Origin of the sequence: Micromonospora sp. KC207 (assembly GCF_004348615.1) — a bacterium.
Lineage (GTDB): Bacteria > Actinomycetota > Actinomycetes > Mycobacteriales > Micromonosporaceae > Micromonospora.
In genome coordinates this window covers 1-17,071 of sequence record NZ_SMKJ01000141.1, presented here as the reverse complement: position 1 = coordinate 17,071, position 17,071 = coordinate 1, and the positions used below count along the sequence as shown (strand labels likewise).

The window sequence follows — 17,071 nt, the reverse complement described above, 5'->3', positions numbered from 1 at the left end:
GCCCCGCGCCGCCTACTGGCCGGCGCGACCGCCGCCGTCGGTGTCGCCGCCCTGCTCGTCGCCACCCCGATCACCCCGCCCGCGAACGCCGCCGCCGCGAACGCCGCCGCCGCCGCGAACGCCGCCGAGACCAGCTCGTTCGCCGCCAACGACTACTGCCTGGGCGAGTGCGGCGACATCGTGCCACCCGGCCAGAACGGCAACGCCACGCTCGTCGAGGTCCTCGCCAACCAGACCATCGGCACGCTGCCCCGGCACTCCGCCGACCAGCTCGGCAAGTACGCCGACCTCGTCTACGGCTACGCCGGCCTGCGCCCCGAGCAGATCGGCACCTTCTTCAACGACGCATCCTTCGGCGTGCCCTCCGGGCAGATCGAGCGGGACTACTCGCCCCGCGCGGACGTGCGGGTCGTGCGGGACCGGGCCACCGGCGTCCCGCACGTCACCGGCACCACCCGGGGCGGCACCATGTACGGGGCCGGGTACGTCGGCGCCGAGGACCGGCTGTTCACCATGGACCTGATGCGTCACGTCGGCCGGGGCACCCTCACCCCGTTCGCCGGCGGCGCCCCCAGCAACCGGGCCCTGGAGCAGAGCGTCTGGCGCAACTCGCCGTACACCGAGGCGGACCTCGTCGCGCAGGTCGAGGCGCTGCGCGCCAAGGGTCCGCGCGGCGAGCAGCTCTACGCCGACGTCCAGGAGTACGTGGCCGGGGTCAACGCCTACATCGGCGTCTGCATGGCCAACCGCAACTGCCCGGGCGAGTACGTCCTCACCGGACACCTCGACGCGATCACCAACGAGGGCGGCCCGAAGCCGTTCACGATGACCGACCTCATCGCGATCGCCGGCGTGGTCGGCGGCCTGTTCGGCGGCGGGGGCGGTACCGAGATGCAGTCCGCGCTGGTCCGCATCGCCGCCCGCGCCAAGTACGGCCCGACCGAGGGCGACAAGGTGTGGACGGCCTTCCGCAACCAGAACGACCCGGAGACGGTGCTGACCCTGCACGACGGGCAGAGCTTCCCCTACGGTTCCGCCTCCCCGGACGCGGCGAGCGTGGTGCTGCCCGACGCCGGCACGGCCAAGGTGGAGCCGGTCTTCACCGACCCCACCGGCTCCGCCACCAGCAGGGCCACCGGCAACAGCGGCTCCGAGCTGGCCGCCGCGCTGTCCGGGCTGACCATCGACCCGGCCCACCGGGGCATGTCCAACGCGGCCGTCGTCTCCGCCGCGAACTCCGCGACCGGGCACCCGGTGGCCGTGTTCGGGCCGCAGACCGGCTACTTCTCCCCCCAGCTTCTGATGATCCAGGAGTTGCAGGGCCCGGGGATCAGCGCCCGGGGCGCGGCGTTCGCCGGCCTCAACCTCTACGTGCTGCTCGGCCGGGGCCAGGACTACGCCTGGAGCGCCACCTCCTCGATCCACGACATCACCGACACGTACGCGGTGCCGCTGTGCACCACCGACGGCAGCCCGCCGACGCTGACCAGCGACCACTACCTCTACCGGGGGCAGTGCGTGGCGATGGAGCAGCTCGCGCACACCAACAAGTGGAAGCCGACAGCCGCCGACACGACGCCCGCCGGGTCGTACAAGCTGGTGGCCTGGCGCACGAAGCTCGGCCTGGTCGCCTGGCGCGGGACCGTCGGCGGCAAGCCGCACGCGTTCACCCAGCTCCGCTCCACCTACCGGCACGAGGCCGACTCCGCGATCGGCTTCCAGATGTTCAACGACCCGACCCAGATGGGCACCGCCGACGCCTTCGTCGCCTCGGCGAGCAACGTCGAGTACGCGTTCAACTGGTTCTACGTCAACTCCACCCAGTCGGCGTACTTCAACTCCGGGCTCAACCCGCTGCGCGCGCCCGGGTCCAACCCGAACCTGCCGATGAAGGCCGAGCCCGCGTACGAGTGGCAGGGCTTCCAGCCCGACACGAACACCGCCAGCTACGCGCCGCGGTCGGCCCACCCCAACTCGGTGGACCAGGACTACTACATCAGCTGGAACAACAAGCAGGCCAAGGACTTCGGCGGCGCCGACGGCAACTTCAGCTTCGGCGCGGTGCACCGGGGCGACCTGCTCGACAAGCCACTGAAGGCTGGCATCGCCGCCGGAAAGAAGTACGACCGGGCCACGCTGACCGAACTGGTGCAGCGGGCCGGCCTGACCGACCTGCGCGGGGTCGAGGTGCTCGACGAGCTGATCCGGGTGCTGGAGAGCCAGCCCGTCGGCGACGCCGCCCTGGCCGCCGAGATCGGAAGGCTCAAGGCCTGGCGGCAGGCCGGCGCGCTGCGGGTAGAGACGGCCAAGGGCTCGAAGGTGTATCAGCACGCCGACGCCATCCGCACCTTCGACGCCTGGTGGCCGCTGCTGGTGCGGGGCATGTTCCGCGACCCCCTCGGCCCCGACCTGTACCAGTCGCTGATCAACGCCCTCCAGATCAACGAGTCCCCCTCCGGCCACCAGCAGGGCGACAAGTCGACCCTGCCCACGGCCGCGAACGAGGCCCAGGCGCACAAGGGCTCGTCGTTCCAGTACGGCTGGTGGGGATACGTCGACAAGGATCTGCGCGCGGTCCTCGGCGACCCGGTCTCCGGCGGCCTCGGCCGCACCTACTGCGGCGGCGGCGCCCTCGCCGGCTGCCGACAGATCCTGCTCGACACGCTGCGCACGGCAGCGGCGACCCCGGCCGCCACCACCTACCCGGGCGACGCCACCTGCGCGGCGGGCGACCAGTGGTGCGCCGACGCGATCGTCCAGTCGCCGCTGGGCGGGATCAAGCACCCCGCGATCGCCTGGCAGAACCGGCCCACCTACCAGCAGGTGGTGTCGTTCCCGGCGAAGCGCGGCGACGACGTGGGCAACCTTGCCGCCGGGAAGGCGGTGACCGCGTCGAGCGCCCAGGTCGGCTACGCCGCCACCAAGGCCGTCGACGGGGACCTGGGCACCCGGTGGGCCAGTTCCTGGGCCGACGACCAGACGCTCACCGTCGACCTGGGCTCGGCCCGGCAGGTGAGCCGGGTGGCGCTGGCCTGGGAATCGGCCTACGCGCGGTCGTACCGGATCGAGGTCTCCGCCGACGGCTCGACCTGGCGCACGGCCTGGTCCACCACGGCCGGCGACGGCGGCACCGACGTGGTCGCGTTCGGCACCGAGACCGCGCGGTACGTGCGGATGCACGGCCTGACCCGGGCCACGTCCTACGGCTTCTCGCTGTGGGAGATGTCCGTGTACGCGCGCTGACGCGCGAGCACGGCGGCCGGCCCGGGGCGACCCGGGCCGGCCGCCGCCGTTCAGGCCAGGCTGATCCGGTCGCCGTCGATCTTGAGCTCCTTGGCCGCGAGGGCCTTCGTCGCCGGGCCCGACGTCACCGAGCCGTCGGTGATGGAGAACTTGCTGTTGTGGCAGGTGCAGTTGATGGTGCCGCCGTCGACATTCGACACCGGGCAGCGCTGGTGGGTGCAGATCGGGTCGAACCCCTTGAACGTGCCGGCCTCGGGCTGGGTGATCACCACGCCCTTGGCGGCGAACACCGCGCCGCCGCCGACCGGGATGTCGGCGGTGCTGGCCAGCGCGCCGGAGTCGCCGGCGCCGCCGGTCGCCGAGGCCCCGCCAGTCGGCGCGGAGTCGCCGCCAGTCGGCGCGGAGTCGCCGCCGCCCTCGGCGTCGCTGCCGCACGCCGCCAGGACGATCGTCGCGCCTACCGCCCCGGCACCGGCGAGGAGGGCGCGCCGCGTCTGCGTGGCCGGCCCGGTCTGCACCTGCTCGTCACTCATGTCTGGCCTCTCTGTCGACTGCCCGGCCCGTGAACTCCCCGGACCTCGTTGGAGTCCACGGATCACTGTGCCTGAAGGTTCAGTCGACCACAGCGATCGTCTCGGCGGAACGGGCCGGGGGCGTCCCGTCGCCGGAGCGCCCCCGGTGCGGCCGGTCGGTCAGCGCGCCCCGGCCGGGACCTTTCGGGCCCGGGGGCGGGTGGCGGCGCCGTTGGCCTTCGCGGCCCGGCCGGTGGCCGCCTTCGCGCCCCGCGCCTCGCCGTCGAGCCCGAGCACCGGGCGCAGGAACCGGCCGGTGTGGCTCTCGGGGACCTCGGCGACCTCCTCGGGGGTGCCGGTGGCCAGCACCGTGCCGCCCCGGTGGCCGCCCTCGGGGCCCATGTCGATCAGCCAGTCGGCCGTCTTGATCACGTCGAGGTTGTGCTCGATGGTGATCACCGTGTTGCCCTTGTCGACCAGGCCCTCCAGCACCATCAGCAGCTTGCGGATGTCCTCGAAGTGCAGGCCGGTGGTCGGCTCGTCGAGCACGTAGACCGTCCGGCCGGTCGAGCGCTTCTGCAACTCGGAGGCGAGCTTGACCCGCTGCGCCTCGCCGCCGGAGAGCGTCGGCGCGGGCTGGCCCAGCCGGACGTAGCCCAGGCCGACGTCGACCAGCGTCTTGAGGTGCCGGTGGATCGCCGGGATCGCGGAGAAGAACTCGGCGGCCTCCTCGATCGGCATCTCCAGCACGTCGGAGACGGTCTTGCCCTTGTAGTGCACCTCCAGGGTCTCCCGGTTGTACCGGGCGCCCTTGCAGACCTCGCACGGGACGTACACGTCGGGCAGGAAGTTCATCTCGATCTTGATAGTGCCGTCGCCGGAGCACGCCTCGCACCGGCCGCCCTTGACGTTGAACGAGAACCGCCCCGGCCCGTACCCCCGGACCTTGGCCTCGGTGGTCTCGGCGAACAACTTGCGGACGTGGTCCCAGACGCCGGTGTAGGTGGCCGGATTGGACCTGGGGGTGCGGCCGATCGGCGACTGGTCGACGCCGACCACCTTGTCCACGTGCTCCAGGCCGCTGATGCGGGTGTGCCGGCCCGGCACGTGCCGCGCCCCGTTGATCTGGTTGGCCAGCACCGCGTGCAGGATGTCGTTGACCAGGGTCGACTTGCCGGAGCCGCTGACCCCGGTGACCGCGATGAGCTGGCCCAGCGGGAACGACACGGTCAGGTTGCGCAGGTTGTGCTCCCGCGCGCCGTGCACCACCAACTCCCGGCCCGGGATCTGCGGCCGGCGGCCCTTCGGCGTCGGGATCTCCCGCCGCCCCGACAGGTACGCCCCGGTAACCGACTCCGGGTTGGCCAGCAGGTCGGGCACCGACCCGGAGTGCACGATCCGGCCGCCGTGCTCCCCCGCGCCCGGCCCGATGTCGACGATCCAGTCGGCGGTGCGGATGGTGTCCTCGTCGTGCTCGACCACGATCAGGGTGTTGCCCAGCCCACGCAGCCGCACCAGCGTCTCGATGAGCCGGTGGTTGTCGCGTTGGTGCAGGCCGATGGACGGCTCGTCGAGCACGTAGAGCACCCCGACCAGGCCGGAACCGATCTGGGTGGCCAGCCGGATGCGCTGGGCCTCGCCGCCGGACAGGGTGCCGGCCGGGCGGTCCAGGGACAGGTAGTCCAGCCCGACGTCGAGCAGGAACTTCAACCGGGCGTTGATCTCCTTGAGCACCCGCTCGGCGATCAGCTTCTGCCGGTCGGTCAGCTCGATGCCGGCCAGCAGCTCGGCGCACTCGCCCACCGACAGGTTGCACACCTCGGCGATGCTCTTGCCGGCCAGGGTGACCGCGAGCACCTCGGGCTTGAGCCGCGCGCCGCCGCAGGCCGCGCAGGGCACGTCGCGCATGTAGCCCTCGTACTTCTCCCGCGACCACTCGCTCTCGGTGTCGGTGTGCCGCCGCTCGATCCACTGCACCACGCCCTCGAAGCCGGTGAAATAGGAGCGCTCGCGGCCGTACTTGTTGCGGTAGCGCACGTGCACCTGGTCGCCGGAGCCGTGCAGGATCGTCTTCTGCGCCCGCGCCGGCAACGCCCGCCACGGGGTGTCGACGTCGAAGTGCTCGGTCTCGCCCAACGCCTCCAGCAGGCGCAGGAAATATTCCAGGTTGTGCCCGTTCGACCAGGGCTGGATCGCGCCCTCGCGCAGGGTGCGCTCCGGATCGGGGACGATCAGCTCCGGGTCGACCTCCTTCTTCGTGCCCAGGCCGGTGCACTCCGGGCACGCGCCGTACGGGGCGTTGAACGAGAAGACCCGGGGCTCCAGGTCCTCGATCGCCAGGGGGTGGTCGTTGGGGCAGGCCAGGTGCTCGGAGTAGCGGCGCTCCCGGTCCGGGTCGTCCTCGGCGAGGTCGACGAAGTCGAGCAGCACCAGGCCGTTGGAGAGGCCGAGCGCCGCCTCCACCGAGTCGGTCAGCCGCTGCTTCGCGCCGGCCTTGACGGTGAGCCGGTCGATCACCACCTCGATGGTGTGCTTCTCCTGCTTCTTGAGCTTCGGCGGCTCGGTCAGCGGGTGGACCACGCCGTCGACCCGGGCCCGGGCGTACCCCTTGCCTTGGAGCTCGGCGAAGAGGTCGACGTACTCGCCCTTGCGGCCCCGCACCACCGGGGCCAGCACCATGAACCGGGTGCCCTCGGCCATCGCGAGGACCCGGTCGACGATCTGCTGCGGGCTCTGCCGGGAGATCCGCTCCCCGCAGACCGGGCAGTGCGGTTCGCCGACGCGGGCGTAGAGCAGGCGCAGGTAGTCGTAGACCTCGGTGATCGTGCCGACGGTCGAGCGCGGGTTGCGTGAGGTGGACTTCTGGTCGATGGAGACGGCGGGGCTGAGGCCCTCGATGAAGTCGACGTCCGGCTTGTCCATCTGGCCGAGGAACTGCCGGGCGTACGAGGAGAGCGACTCGACGTAGCGGCGCTGCCCCTCGGCGAAGATGGTGTCGAAGGCCAGGCTCGACTTGCCGGACCCCGAGAGCCCGGTGAAGACGATCAGGGCGTCCCGGGGCAGGTCGAGACTGACGTCGCGCAGGTTGTGCTCGCGCGCGCCACGGATGATCAGTCGGTCGGCCACTGTCCGTGTACTCCCGGTGAAGAAGGCGAGGAGGATCTGCCCGCTCGGGGGCGGTCGGATGGGTTCCGGGACGGCCCTGAGCGGTCGTGCGGGCGCAGATGAAGCGCCTCGGCAACTCTAACCCCGAGGTGTGACAACTTCCCGCGCCCGCACATTCCCCCAGGTCATCCCGGTCACGCCGGAGCGTGTCACGGCCCGGTGGACCTCCCCCGCCCGTGGCCCCGGCGACCGGCCGCCCACCCGCGCGCCGATCAGCTCCACGCCACCGGGGCAACACCCTGCGTCACGATCGGGCCGTCCGTCGGCACCCGCCGCGCCAGCCGCCCCGCCGCTCGGCGGCCAGCCGGGCCTCCCGACGCCGACTCTCGGAGGCGACCTCCCGTTGCAGCCGACGCCAACTGTCGTAGCGCCGGACGGTCAACTCGCCGGCGGCGAGGGCGCCACGGACCGCGCAGCCCGGCTCGGCGTCGTGCGCGCAGTCGCCGTACCGGCAGCCGGCGGCCAGTTCGGTGATGTCGGTGAAGGCCCGGTCCAGGCCGGCCGCGCCGTCGAGCAGGCCGACCGCCCGTACCCCCGGGGTGTCCAGCACCGCGCCGCCGCCCGGCACCGGCACCAGAGCCCGCCAGGTAGTGGTGTGCCGGCCCTTGCCGTCGACCCGGCGGATCGCCTCAGTCGGCATCACCACCGCCCCGGCCAGAGCGTTGACCAGGCTCGACTTGCCGGCGCCGGACGGACCGAGCAGCCCGAGGGTGCGACCCGGAGCGACGTACGGGCGCAGCGCGTCGAGGCCGTCGCCCCGCTCCGCGCTGACCGGCAGCACCGGCACCCCGGGGGCGGCCCCGGCGAACTGCCGGGCGATCGCCGCCGGGTCGGCGGCGAGGTCCACCTTGGCGAGCACCACCAGCGGCGTGGCGCCCGAGAAGTGCACCAGGGACAGCAGCCGCTCGATCCGGGCGACGTCCGGCTCAGGGTGCACCGGCTCGACGACGGCCGCCGCGTCGAGGTTGGCGGCGAGCACCTGCCCGCTGGCGTCCTTGCCGGCGGTGCGGCGCACCAGCGCCGTGCGCCGGGGCAGCACGGACTCCACGGTGACCGGCCCGTCGGGCCAGGCGCGCAGCAGCACCCAGTCGCCGGCGCAGGGCAGCCGGGTCAGGTCGCGGGCCGCGTCGGCCAGCACCGCCGGGCCCAGGGTGGCACGGATCGGCCCGTCCGCGCCGAGCACGGTGCACACGCCGCGGTCGACGCGGGCCACCCGGCCCGGACGCCGGTTGGGGCGGGCACGTGCGAGGGCCGCCCATTCGGCGTCCCAGCCGAGGGCGGTCAGATCGATGGTCATGGCAACCTTTCGGGATCGGAGAACACGGTGGGGCGACACGCGTGCTACGACCGGCATGGGCACCACCTCCTCCGATCCCCCGGTGTCGCGTTCACCGCCGACGGTAGGGGCCACGCCGACTCGCCGAAAGCGATTTCCCCGGGCGACGCCGGGGCCGGCGGACCGCTAGGGTTCGAGGCGTGACCGCGGACCCGCTGCTGCTGACCGGTGACCTCGACGACGCCACAACCCGGCTGCTGCGCGCCGTCGCCGCCCTCGACGACGCGGACATCGCCGCGCCGTCGGTGCTGCCCGGCTGGAGCCGGGGCCACGTGCTGACCCACCTGGCCCGCAACGCCGACGGGTTCGTCAACCTGCTCACCTCCGCGCGCACCGGCGAGCGCATCCCGATGTACGCCAGCGCCGCGACCCGCACCGCCGACATCGCCGCCGGGGCGTCCCGCCCGCCCGCCGCCCACCTGGACGACCTGCGCCGCTCGGCGGAACGGTTCGCCGAGGCGGTCGCCGCGATGCCCGTGCAGGCGTGGGCGGCCACCGTGGAGACCCGACGCGGCCCGTGGCCGGCGGCCACCCTGGTCTGGGGGCGGCTGCGGGAGGTCGAGGTGCACCACGTCGACCTGGCCGCCGGCTACGGGCCGGCCGACTGGCCCGAGGCGTTCGCCCAGCGGCTGCTGCACGAGGTCACCACCGACCTGGCCAGCCGGGGCGACGCGCCGGCGATGGTGCTGCGGTTCGACGGCAGCCACCATGCACTGGTCGTCGGCGACCCCGCCGGCGCGCCCACGGTCACCGGTCCCGCCCACGGGCTCGCCGCCTGGCTGATCGGCCGTGGCGGCACCGACACGCTCCTCGTCACCCCCGACGGCCCCCTGCCGACTCCACCGGAATGGATGTGACCGACACATGGCCTACAGCGGAGACGTCAGCCCCGGCGGCGCGCCGGCGGTACGCGAACTCGACGGGCTCACCATCACCAAGGTGTCGGTGGGGCCGATGGACAACAACGCCTACCTGCTGCGGTGCCACGGCACCGGCGAGCAGCTACTGATCGACGCGGCCAACGAGGCGCCCCGGCTGCTGGAGCTGGTCGGCGACGCCGGCCTGGCCACCGTGGTCACCACCCACCAGCACATGGACCACTGGGTGGCGCTGGAGGAGATCGTCGCGAAGACCGGCGCGCGGGCGCTGGTGCACGCCGACGACGCCGCCGGCCTGCCGATCCCGGCGACGCCACTGGCCGACGGCGACACGGTGGCCGTCGGCGACCGTGAGCTGGAGGTGATCCACCTGCGGGGGCACACGCCGGGCTCCATCGCCCTGCTCTACCGCGACCCGGCGGGCGTCCCGCACCTGTTCACCGGCGACAGCCTCTTCCCCGGCGGCGTCGGCAACACGGACAAGGACCCGCAGCGGTTCGGTCAGCTCATCGACGACGTGGAGCACCGGCTGTTCGACCGGCTTCCGGACGAGACCTGGTTCTACCCAGGGCACGGCAGAGACTCGACGATCGGCACCGAACGCCCGTCGCTGCCGCAGTGGCGGGCCCGCGGCTGGTGACCGCCGGCGGCCGGAGCACCCGGCCCCGACGCTGCGGGCTACGGCGCGCCAGCCCCTGCCGCTCGGGCCACCGGCGCGTCTGTCGCGGCGGTCGGGCGACCGGGGCGGGCATGCCGGCCGCGCGCAGCCCGCGGCGGGTGACGAGCAGCACCACGCCGGCCAGCAGCAGCCCGACCGCCATGGTTATCAGCAGCGGGGAGACGTCCACCGGCAGCAGGCCGGCCAACGTGCGGGACAGCGTGGCGAGGGCCACGTAGAGGCCGGCCCAGAGCGCTGCCCCGACGCTCGCGCAGGCCAGGAACCGCCGGTACGACATCCGCAGGCTGCCCGCCGCCAGCGGCAGCAACGCGTTGAACACCGGCAGGAAGGGCGCGACCAGCACCATCCGGCCGCCGCCTCGGCGCAGGGCGGACTCGGCCGCCGCCCATCGGGGCTCCCCGATCCAGCCGCCGACGCGGCTGTGCCGCAGCCGGTCGCCGTAGCGCCGGCCCACGAGGAAACTCAGCGACCATCCGGCCACGCAGCCGGCGACCACGGCGGCGACGGTGCTCGCGGCGGTCGCCGGCCGCCCGACGCTGACCGCGGCGAGGATCGCGACGTCGCCGGGGACCAGCACCCCCACCAGCGGTACGGCGTCGAAGAGCATCACCACCCCGACCATCACCACCAACAGGAGGGTGGGCAGCTTTCCGACGTGCTCCGTCCAATCCGCCATGGCCCGTACGCTACGACCGGTCTGCCACCGGGGACATCGGGTTTGAACCCCCAGCCGACCCTGAACCCGCCTCGGGGTCCGTCCCGCCGAACCGGGGCCGCAGCACCTCCACCTGGCGCACCGAAGAGTCGACGGCCGGCTCGGTGGTGGGCACCCGGTAGCTGGTCACCGGGTCCAGCAGGTCCCGGGGCAGGTGGCCCCGGCCGGGGTCGCCCACCAGCACCCGGCTGCCCCGGGCCACGGCGCGGCGCAGGAACGGCAGCACCCGGGCGGCCAGCTCCCGGTCGTAGAAGACGTCGCCGGCGACGAGCAGGTCCGCGTCCCCGCCGTCGGAGTCGAGCAGGTCCTCGCCGGTGGCGACGACGGCGACCCGGTTGGCGCGGGCGTTGACGGTGACCGCCGCGACGGCGTACGGGTCGATGTCGTTGGCGACGACCCGGGCCGCGCCGGCCAGCGCGGCGGCGATCGCGACGAGCCCCGAGCCGGCGGCCAGGTCGAGCACCCGGCGGCCGGCGGCCAGCTCGGGGTGGTCGAGCAGGTGCCGGGCCAGGGCCTGCCCACCGGCCCAGGCCGACGCCCAGTACGGCGGCGGCAGGGCGTGGCCGGCGGCGGCCTCCATCCGGGCCCACCAGACGATGGCGTCCTCGGCGAGATGCAGCCGCACCTCGGGCACGAAGGGGGTGGGGACGAGCCGCAGCCGGTCCAGACCCTCGCCGGGCGCGTCGATCTCCCGCTCCAGCACGGTCAGCGCGATGGCTGCGGGACTCCTCACCGGGGCAAGCATGCCGTAGCTGGCCGGCTGTTGGGCGCGTTTCCCCCCGGTCCGCGTCCGGGGCGCGATTATTTTCGGGGAACGCCCTGCGGCACTTCGCCCAGCAGATCCGGCTTTCGACAGTTAGGGTCGGGGAGGTACAGGGCGATCATCGACCGGCGGTCGGGGGTCACCCGTTTTGAACAGGGAGAGATGCATGGCTACCGGCACGGTCAAGTGGTTCAACTCGGAAAAGGGCTTCGGCTTCATCGAGCAGGACGGCGGAGGTCCGGACGTGTTCGTCCACTACTCGGCCATCGCGACGAGCGGCTACCGGGAACTCAACGAGGGCCAGAAGGTCGAGTTCGAGGTGACCCAGGGGCAGAAGGGCCCGCAGGCGGACAACGTCCGCCCGATGTAGCTCCGTGCCGGTGGCGACGGCCGGGTCGACAACCCCGGCCGTCGCCGCAGCGCACCGTTGCCCGCCGCCCGGCGTACGTTTGCCGCGCGGCGGGCGCTTCGTTTCCCCGGCGAGGTCAACGCGTAGGGCGGCGCGGCGGCTCCGGGCGGGCCGCCCGGACCTGGTCGCGATGCTCCCGCATGGCGGCGACCATGACCGTCATGAAGCGGCGCACCACTTCCAGCTCGTCCTCGCTGAAGTCGGCCATCGCCGCGTCGGTGCGGTTCCCGAGCGGCCGGAAGAACTCCATGGCCAGCGCCGCGCCCCGGTCGGCGTAGCGCAGGAAGACCTTACGGCGGTCGCTGGAGTCGCGGTCCCGGCGAACGTGCCCGGCACGTTCCAGCCGGTCGATCAGCGCGGTCACCGAACCGGAGGACAGGTTCAGCTTCTCGCCCAGCCGGCCCGGGGTGATCGGGGCGCCGGCGAACTCGGCGTCCACGACGGCGACGAGGGCGTGCAGGTCGGTGCCGTTGAGCCCGTGCAGGCCGGCGAAGGCGTGCCCGATGTGCTGGGCGTCGATCGAGTAACGCCGCAGGTCGTTGGTGATATCGGCGACGAGTTGCTCACGGCGGGTGTCCCGCCGCCAATACATGCCGTGCGATGCCACGACGTCACCCTCCTCCCCGTGCCTGCCTCTTGCAGTATAGTCGAGCACCAATAATCTCGCCTATCGAGATACTCGACAAACGTAATTCCGCCCCCGGTGACCGGCGCCAGGCGGTACGACGGTGCCGGCGGCGGCGGCACGCTCGCCGCCAGCTACGACTGCGAAGGCCAACGGCAAGGACCTACGGCTGCTCCTGCCGATCATCCTGCTGCTCGTCAACGCGTTGCTCGTGCTGCTGCTGCGCGGCCTGGTCGCGCCGGCGCTGCCGCGGCGGCGGAGACCCCGCGTCCCCGCCGCCGGTCGGGCCGGCCGCGCCGACCGCCCGTTCCCGGGTCGCCCAGGCGACCATGAACAGCGCGGTCCAGGTCACCCCGAGCAGCACCGACGTGACCGTGCTGCTGGCGGTGCCCTGCCCGAGGTAGAGCCGCGCGCCGCCGATGGTGCCCACCCCGGCTGCGGCGGCCGTCCACACGGCCACCGCCACCGGCCAGCGCGCGCCCCGCGACAGCAGCCACGCCAGGGTGCACAGGCTCGCCGCCATCACCGCGTGCTGCGTCGCGAACAGCACGCCCTCCTCACCCGACGCGAGCCGGCCCGGTGCGACCATGTCGGCGACCACGCCGAGCACCACCAGCGGCAGGAACGCCCCGACCGTGCCCACCACGTCGAGCGGGGCGGCCCGCGAAACCGGCCCGCCGCGCCCCGGGCAGGACCGCTGCCGCCAGGCCCGGCCGAGGGCGACCACGGTCACCAACGCGATCAGCACCGAGCCGCGCGACACGGAGACCACGGTGAGCGCGACCTCGGCGGCGCCGGGGGTACGCCGGTCGGCGAACCAGTCGGCGATCGCGTCGTCGACCACCGCCAGCCCGCTCCACCGCATCGCCGCACCGAGCAGCCAGGCGATGGCCGACCCGGCCACGAACAGCAGCACCAGCCCCGCGCCCAGGTTGATCAGCAGCGTCCAGCCGGGACCGACCCGCATCGCCAGCAGGAAGAGCAGCACCCCGTACCGGGCGGACAGCCAGCGCACCGGCGGCAGCGCCGCCGCCCGGGTCAGCAGCGCCCGCGCCGGGTCCGGGTGGCGACCCAGCCAGCGGCCCACCAGCACCACGGCGAGCACCCCGCCGCACAGCACCAGCACCACGCCGGTGGCCCGGCCGAGCAGCCGGGAGACCGTCTCGTACGATTCCCCGGCCAGGTTGCCCGCCAGCACCGACCCGCCCACCCAGGTCACCACGCCGGCGAGGTTCCACGGCGCGAACCGGCGGTACGGCATGCCCGCCGCCCCCGCCAGGCGGGGCGCGAGGGTACGCGCGAACGCCACCCAGCGGGCCGTGCACACCCCCCGCCCGCCGAGTCGCTCCAGCAGCGCATCGGCGCGCCGCCACCGGTGCGGCCCGACCCGCGCCCCGAACCCGGAGGCGCGCAGCCGGGGCCCGTACCGGCGGCCCGCCCGGAACGCCAACGTGTCCCCGGTCACCGCTGCGAGAATCATCACCAGCAGGGCGGGGCCGAGCCGCAGCGTGCCGGTGTACGTAAGGAAGCCGACCAGCAGCAGGGTCGCCTCACCCGGCACCAGCAGCCCGACGATCACCGCCGTCTCGCCGGCCACGATCGCCGCGGCGACCAGGTAGACCAGCAGGGGCGGCAGGCCCTGCACCGAGTTCAGCAGATCGCGCACGATGGCCCCCGGCTCACGCCGCCAGCATGACAGCCGGGGTACGGACACCGACAGTCGCACAGCCACTAGATCAGGGAAGCCCGGGGGTGACCCCCGACGCCGCCCCTGATCCGCGCAGGCGGGAGGATGGAGCCCATGCAGCTTCGCACCGACCTCCGCAACGTCGCCATCATCGCCCACGTCGACCACGGCAAGACCACCCTGGTCGACGCCATGTTGCGGCAGGCCGGCGCCTACGGCGCCCGCGGTGAGACGACCGAGCGGGTGATGGACTCGATGGACCTCGAAAGGGAGAAGGGCATCACCATTCTGGCCAAGAACACCGGCGTGCGGTACCTGCCGGCGGACGGGTCGGAGCCGGTCATCATCAACATCATCGACACCCCGGGCCACGCCGACTTCGGCGGCGAGGTCGAACGCGGCCTCACCATGGTCGACGGCGTGGTGCTGCTGGTCGACGCCAGTGAGGGCCCGCTGCCGCAGACCCGCTTCGTGCTGCGCAAGGCGCTGCGTGCCCGGTTGCCGATCATTCTGGTGATCAACAAGGTGGACCGTCCCGACGCCCGGATCAAGGAGGTCGTGGACGACACCTACGAACTCTTCCTCGACCTGGACGCCGACGAGGAGCAGATCGACTTCCCGATCGTCTACGCCTGCGCCCGCGACGGCATCGCCTCGCTCACCCAGCCGGCCGACGGCTCGGTCCCCCAGGACAGCACGAGCCTGGAGCCGCTGTTCCGCGCCCTGCTTGACACCATCCCGCCGCCCGCGTACGAGCAGGACGCGCCGATGCAGGCCCACGTCACCAACCTCGACGCCTCGCCGTTCCTCGGCCGGCTGGCACTGTGCCGGGTCCGGCAGGGCACCATCGCGAAGGGCCAGACCGTCGCCTGGTGCCGCACCGACGGCAGCACCCAGCGGGTCCGCATCTCGGAGCTGCTGATGACCGAGGGCCTGGAGCGCAAGCCCGCCGACTCGGCCGGCCCGGGCGACATCATCGCCGTCGCCGGCATTCCCGAGATCATGATCGGCGAGACCCTGGCCGACGCGGAGAACCCGATCCCGCTGCCGTTGATCACCGTCGACGAGCCGGCGATCTCGATGACCATCGGCACCAACACCTCGCCACTGGTCGGCCGGGTCAAGGGCGCCAAGGTCACCGCCCGGATGGTCAAGGACCGCCTCGACAAGGAGCTGGTCGGCAACGTCTCGCTGCGGGTGCTGCCCACCGAGCGCCCCGACGCCTGGGAGGTACAGGGCCGCGGCGAGCTGGCGCTGGCCATCCTCGTCGAGCAGATGCGCCGCGAATCCTTCGAGCTGACCGTCGGCAAGCCGCAGGTCGTCACCAAGGAGATTGACGGCAAGACCTGCGAACCGGTCGAACGGCTCACCATCGACGCCCCCGACGACTACCTGGGGGCGATCACCCAGCTCCTGGCCACCCGCAAGGGCCGGATGGAGCAGCTGGTCAACCACGGCACCGGCTGGATCCGGATGGAGTGGCTGGTCCCGGCGCGCGGCCTGATCGGTTTCCGCACCGAGTTCCTCACCGAGACCCGGGGCACCGGCATCCTGCACCACGTCTTCGAGTCCTACGAGCCGTGGTTCGGCGAGCTACGTACCCGCAACAACGGCTCCCTGGTCGCCGACCGGGCCGGCGCGGTCACCGCGTTCGCGATGACCAACCTGCAGGAACGCGGCCAGCTCTTCGTCGAGCCGGGCACCGAGGTGTACGAGGGCATGATCGTCGGGGAGAACTCCCGCTCCGACGACATGGACGTCAACATCACCAAGGAGAAGAAGCTCACCAACATGCGGGCGTCGACCTCCGACGAGACCGAGAAGCTCATCCCGCCGCGCAAGCTGTCGCTGGAGCAGGCCCTGGAGTTCTGCCGCGAGGACGAATGCGTCGAGGTCACCCCGGCCGCGGTCCGCATCCGCAAGGTCGTCCTCGACCAGACCCAGCGCGCCCGCGCCACGGCCCGCCGCAAGCACGCCGGCTGACCCCCTGCCACCGGCCCCCGGTCACCCGGGGGCCGGATCGGCTACCGTCACCGGCATGATCTGGGACGAACTCGACGCCCGCCTCGACGCGCTGCCGGGCACCGTCTCGGCGTACGCGGGCCGCGTCGACGCCCCGCCCACCTGGGCCCGCCGCCCCGACGCCACCCACTACGCGGCCAGCACCATGAAGGTGGCCGTGCTGCTGGCCCTGCACCGGGCCACCGAGGCCGGCACCCTCGACCTCGACGCCCCGGTCGAGGTGCGCAACGAGTTCGACTCCGCCCTGCCCGGCGCCCCCCGCTTCGCCTGCGCCCGGCACTACGACAACGACGAGGCGGTCTGGGAGCGGGAGGACGGGCACGTGCCACTGCGCTGGCTGGCCGAGCGGATGATCGTGCGCTCCAGCAACCTGGCCACCAACCTGTGTCTGCGCCACGTCGGCCTGCCCGCCGTCGCCGACGCCTGGGCGATCGCCGGCGCCCGGCACAGCGTCACCGGGCGCGGCATCGAGGACTTCGCCGCCCGCGAGGCCGGGATCACCAACCTGGTGACGGCGGCCGACCTGGCCGCCCTACTCGGTGGGCTGGCCGCCGGAGCGAGCCGCCCCGGCCTCCTCGCCTCCCCCGCCGGATGCACCGCCATGCTCGACGTCCTGTCCGCCCAGGAGTTCCGCGAGGACCTCGCCGCCGGCCTGCCCGACGGCGTCCGCGTCGCTCACAAGAACGGCTGGGTACGCGGCGTCCGGCACGGCGCCGGCGTGGTCTACCCGCCCGACGCCCCGCCGTACGTGCTGGTCGTCTGCACCACCGGCGACCCCGCCGACGACACCTGCCGGCTGCTCGCCGACATCTCCGCCCGGGTCTGGGCGGCTCGCCACGACCTGCGCCCGGCCGCAGCGGGCCCCCCGGCCGGACACGACACCGATAGGTGACACAGCGCAAGCAGCGGCACGGCGACCCGACCCCGCCGAGAACCCCTCTGCTCTGCACCCACGGACGCGACGGTCACGCAGCGCATGGACCACCGCACCCGCCCACCACCCCCATCCGAGTGCGGCGCGGCTCACTCCAGCAGGT

General features: G+C 73.2%; 12 protein-coding genes and 1 pseudogene. 6 read left to right on the top strand and 7 right to left on the bottom strand.

Annotation, left to right across the window (positions count from 1 at the left end):
* Nucleotides 1–3,243 (top strand): penicillin acylase family protein (locus tag E1258_RS18560; protein ID WP_243715539.1); only part of this gene is annotated, 3,243 nt, incomplete at its 5' end.
* A gap of 50 nt (nucleotides 3,244–3,293) precedes the next feature.
* On the opposite strand, the gene E1258_RS18555 is transcribed toward E1258_RS18560, so the two are convergent.
* From E1258_RS18555 to rsgA, 3 genes are all read right to left on the bottom strand, one after another.
* On the bottom strand, nucleotides 3,294–3,776 hold the full coding sequence (locus E1258_RS18555) for a Rieske (2Fe-2S) protein (RefSeq protein ID WP_132402784.1): 483 nt from the start codon (nucleotides 3,774–3,776) through the stop codon (nucleotides 3,294–3,296).
* Between the two features lie 159 nt (nucleotides 3,777–3,935).
* A complete protein-coding gene (gene uvrA, locus E1258_RS18550; protein WP_132402781.1) occupies nucleotides 3,936–6,881 on the bottom strand; it encodes an excinuclease ABC subunit UvrA in 2,946 nt (981 codons plus the stop codon).
* A gap of 283 nt (nucleotides 6,882–7,164) precedes the next feature.
* Nucleotides 7,165–8,217: a ribosome small subunit-dependent GTPase A gene (gene rsgA, locus E1258_RS18545; protein WP_132402778.1), complete on the bottom strand. Its 1,053-nt coding sequence runs from the start codon at nucleotides 8,215–8,217 to the stop codon at nucleotides 7,165–7,167.
* 179 nt (nucleotides 8,218–8,396) lie between these two features.
* Here rsgA and E1258_RS18540 point away from each other — a divergent pair, with 179 nt between their 5' ends.
* Complete coding sequence (locus E1258_RS18540; protein ID WP_132402775.1) at nucleotides 8,397–9,113, top strand: maleylpyruvate isomerase family mycothiol-dependent enzyme; 717 nt, start codon at nucleotides 8,397–8,399, stop codon at nucleotides 9,111–9,113.
* 7 nt (nucleotides 9,114–9,120) lie between these two features.
* Complete coding sequence (locus E1258_RS18535; RefSeq protein ID WP_132402772.1) at nucleotides 9,121–9,774, top strand: MBL fold metallo-hydrolase; 654 nt, start codon at nucleotides 9,121–9,123, stop codon at nucleotides 9,772–9,774.
* Nucleotides 9,775–9,898: 124 nt separating this feature from the next.
* Here the strand turns inward: E1258_RS18535 and E1258_RS18530 are convergent.
* Nucleotides 9,899–10,489, bottom strand: a pseudogene (locus E1258_RS18530) (DedA family protein); the annotation flags it as partial.
* A 10-nt stretch (nucleotides 10,490–10,499) separates the two neighbouring features.
* A complete protein-coding gene (locus E1258_RS18525) occupies nucleotides 10,500–11,273 on the bottom strand; it encodes a methyltransferase (RefSeq protein ID WP_132402769.1) in 774 nt (257 codons plus the stop codon).
* 184 nt (nucleotides 11,274–11,457) lie between these two features.
* On the opposite strand from E1258_RS18525, the gene E1258_RS18520 reads away from it, so the two are divergent.
* Complete coding sequence (locus E1258_RS18520) at nucleotides 11,458–11,661, top strand: cold-shock protein (protein ID WP_007072071.1); 204 nt, start codon at nucleotides 11,458–11,460, stop codon at nucleotides 11,659–11,661.
* A gap of 115 nt (nucleotides 11,662–11,776) precedes the next feature.
* Here E1258_RS18520 and E1258_RS18515 read toward each other — a convergent pair whose 3' ends face one another.
* Nucleotides 11,777–12,292, bottom strand: a complete 516-nt coding sequence (locus E1258_RS18515) for a MarR family winged helix-turn-helix transcriptional regulator (RefSeq protein WP_132402790.1) — start codon at nucleotides 12,290–12,292, stop codon at nucleotides 11,777–11,779.
* 196 nt (nucleotides 12,293–12,488) lie between these two features.
* Entirely contained in the window at nucleotides 12,489–13,991 is a 1,503-nt protein-coding gene (locus E1258_RS18510) for a DedA family protein (RefSeq protein ID WP_243715538.1), read from the bottom strand.
* A 135-nt stretch (nucleotides 13,992–14,126) separates the two neighbouring features.
* Here E1258_RS18510 and typA point away from each other — a divergent pair, with 135 nt between their 5' ends.
* Both typA and E1258_RS18500 read left to right on the top strand, forming a co-directional pair.
* Nucleotides 14,127–15,995, top strand: a complete 1,869-nt coding sequence (gene typA / locus E1258_RS18505) for a translational GTPase TypA (protein ID WP_132402765.1) — start codon at nucleotides 14,127–14,129, stop codon at nucleotides 15,993–15,995.
* Between the two features lie 55 nt (nucleotides 15,996–16,050).
* Entirely contained in the window at nucleotides 16,051–16,926 is an 876-nt protein-coding gene (locus tag E1258_RS18500; protein WP_132402761.1) for a serine hydrolase, read from the top strand.
* Nucleotides 16,927–17,071 lie beyond the last annotated feature (145 nt).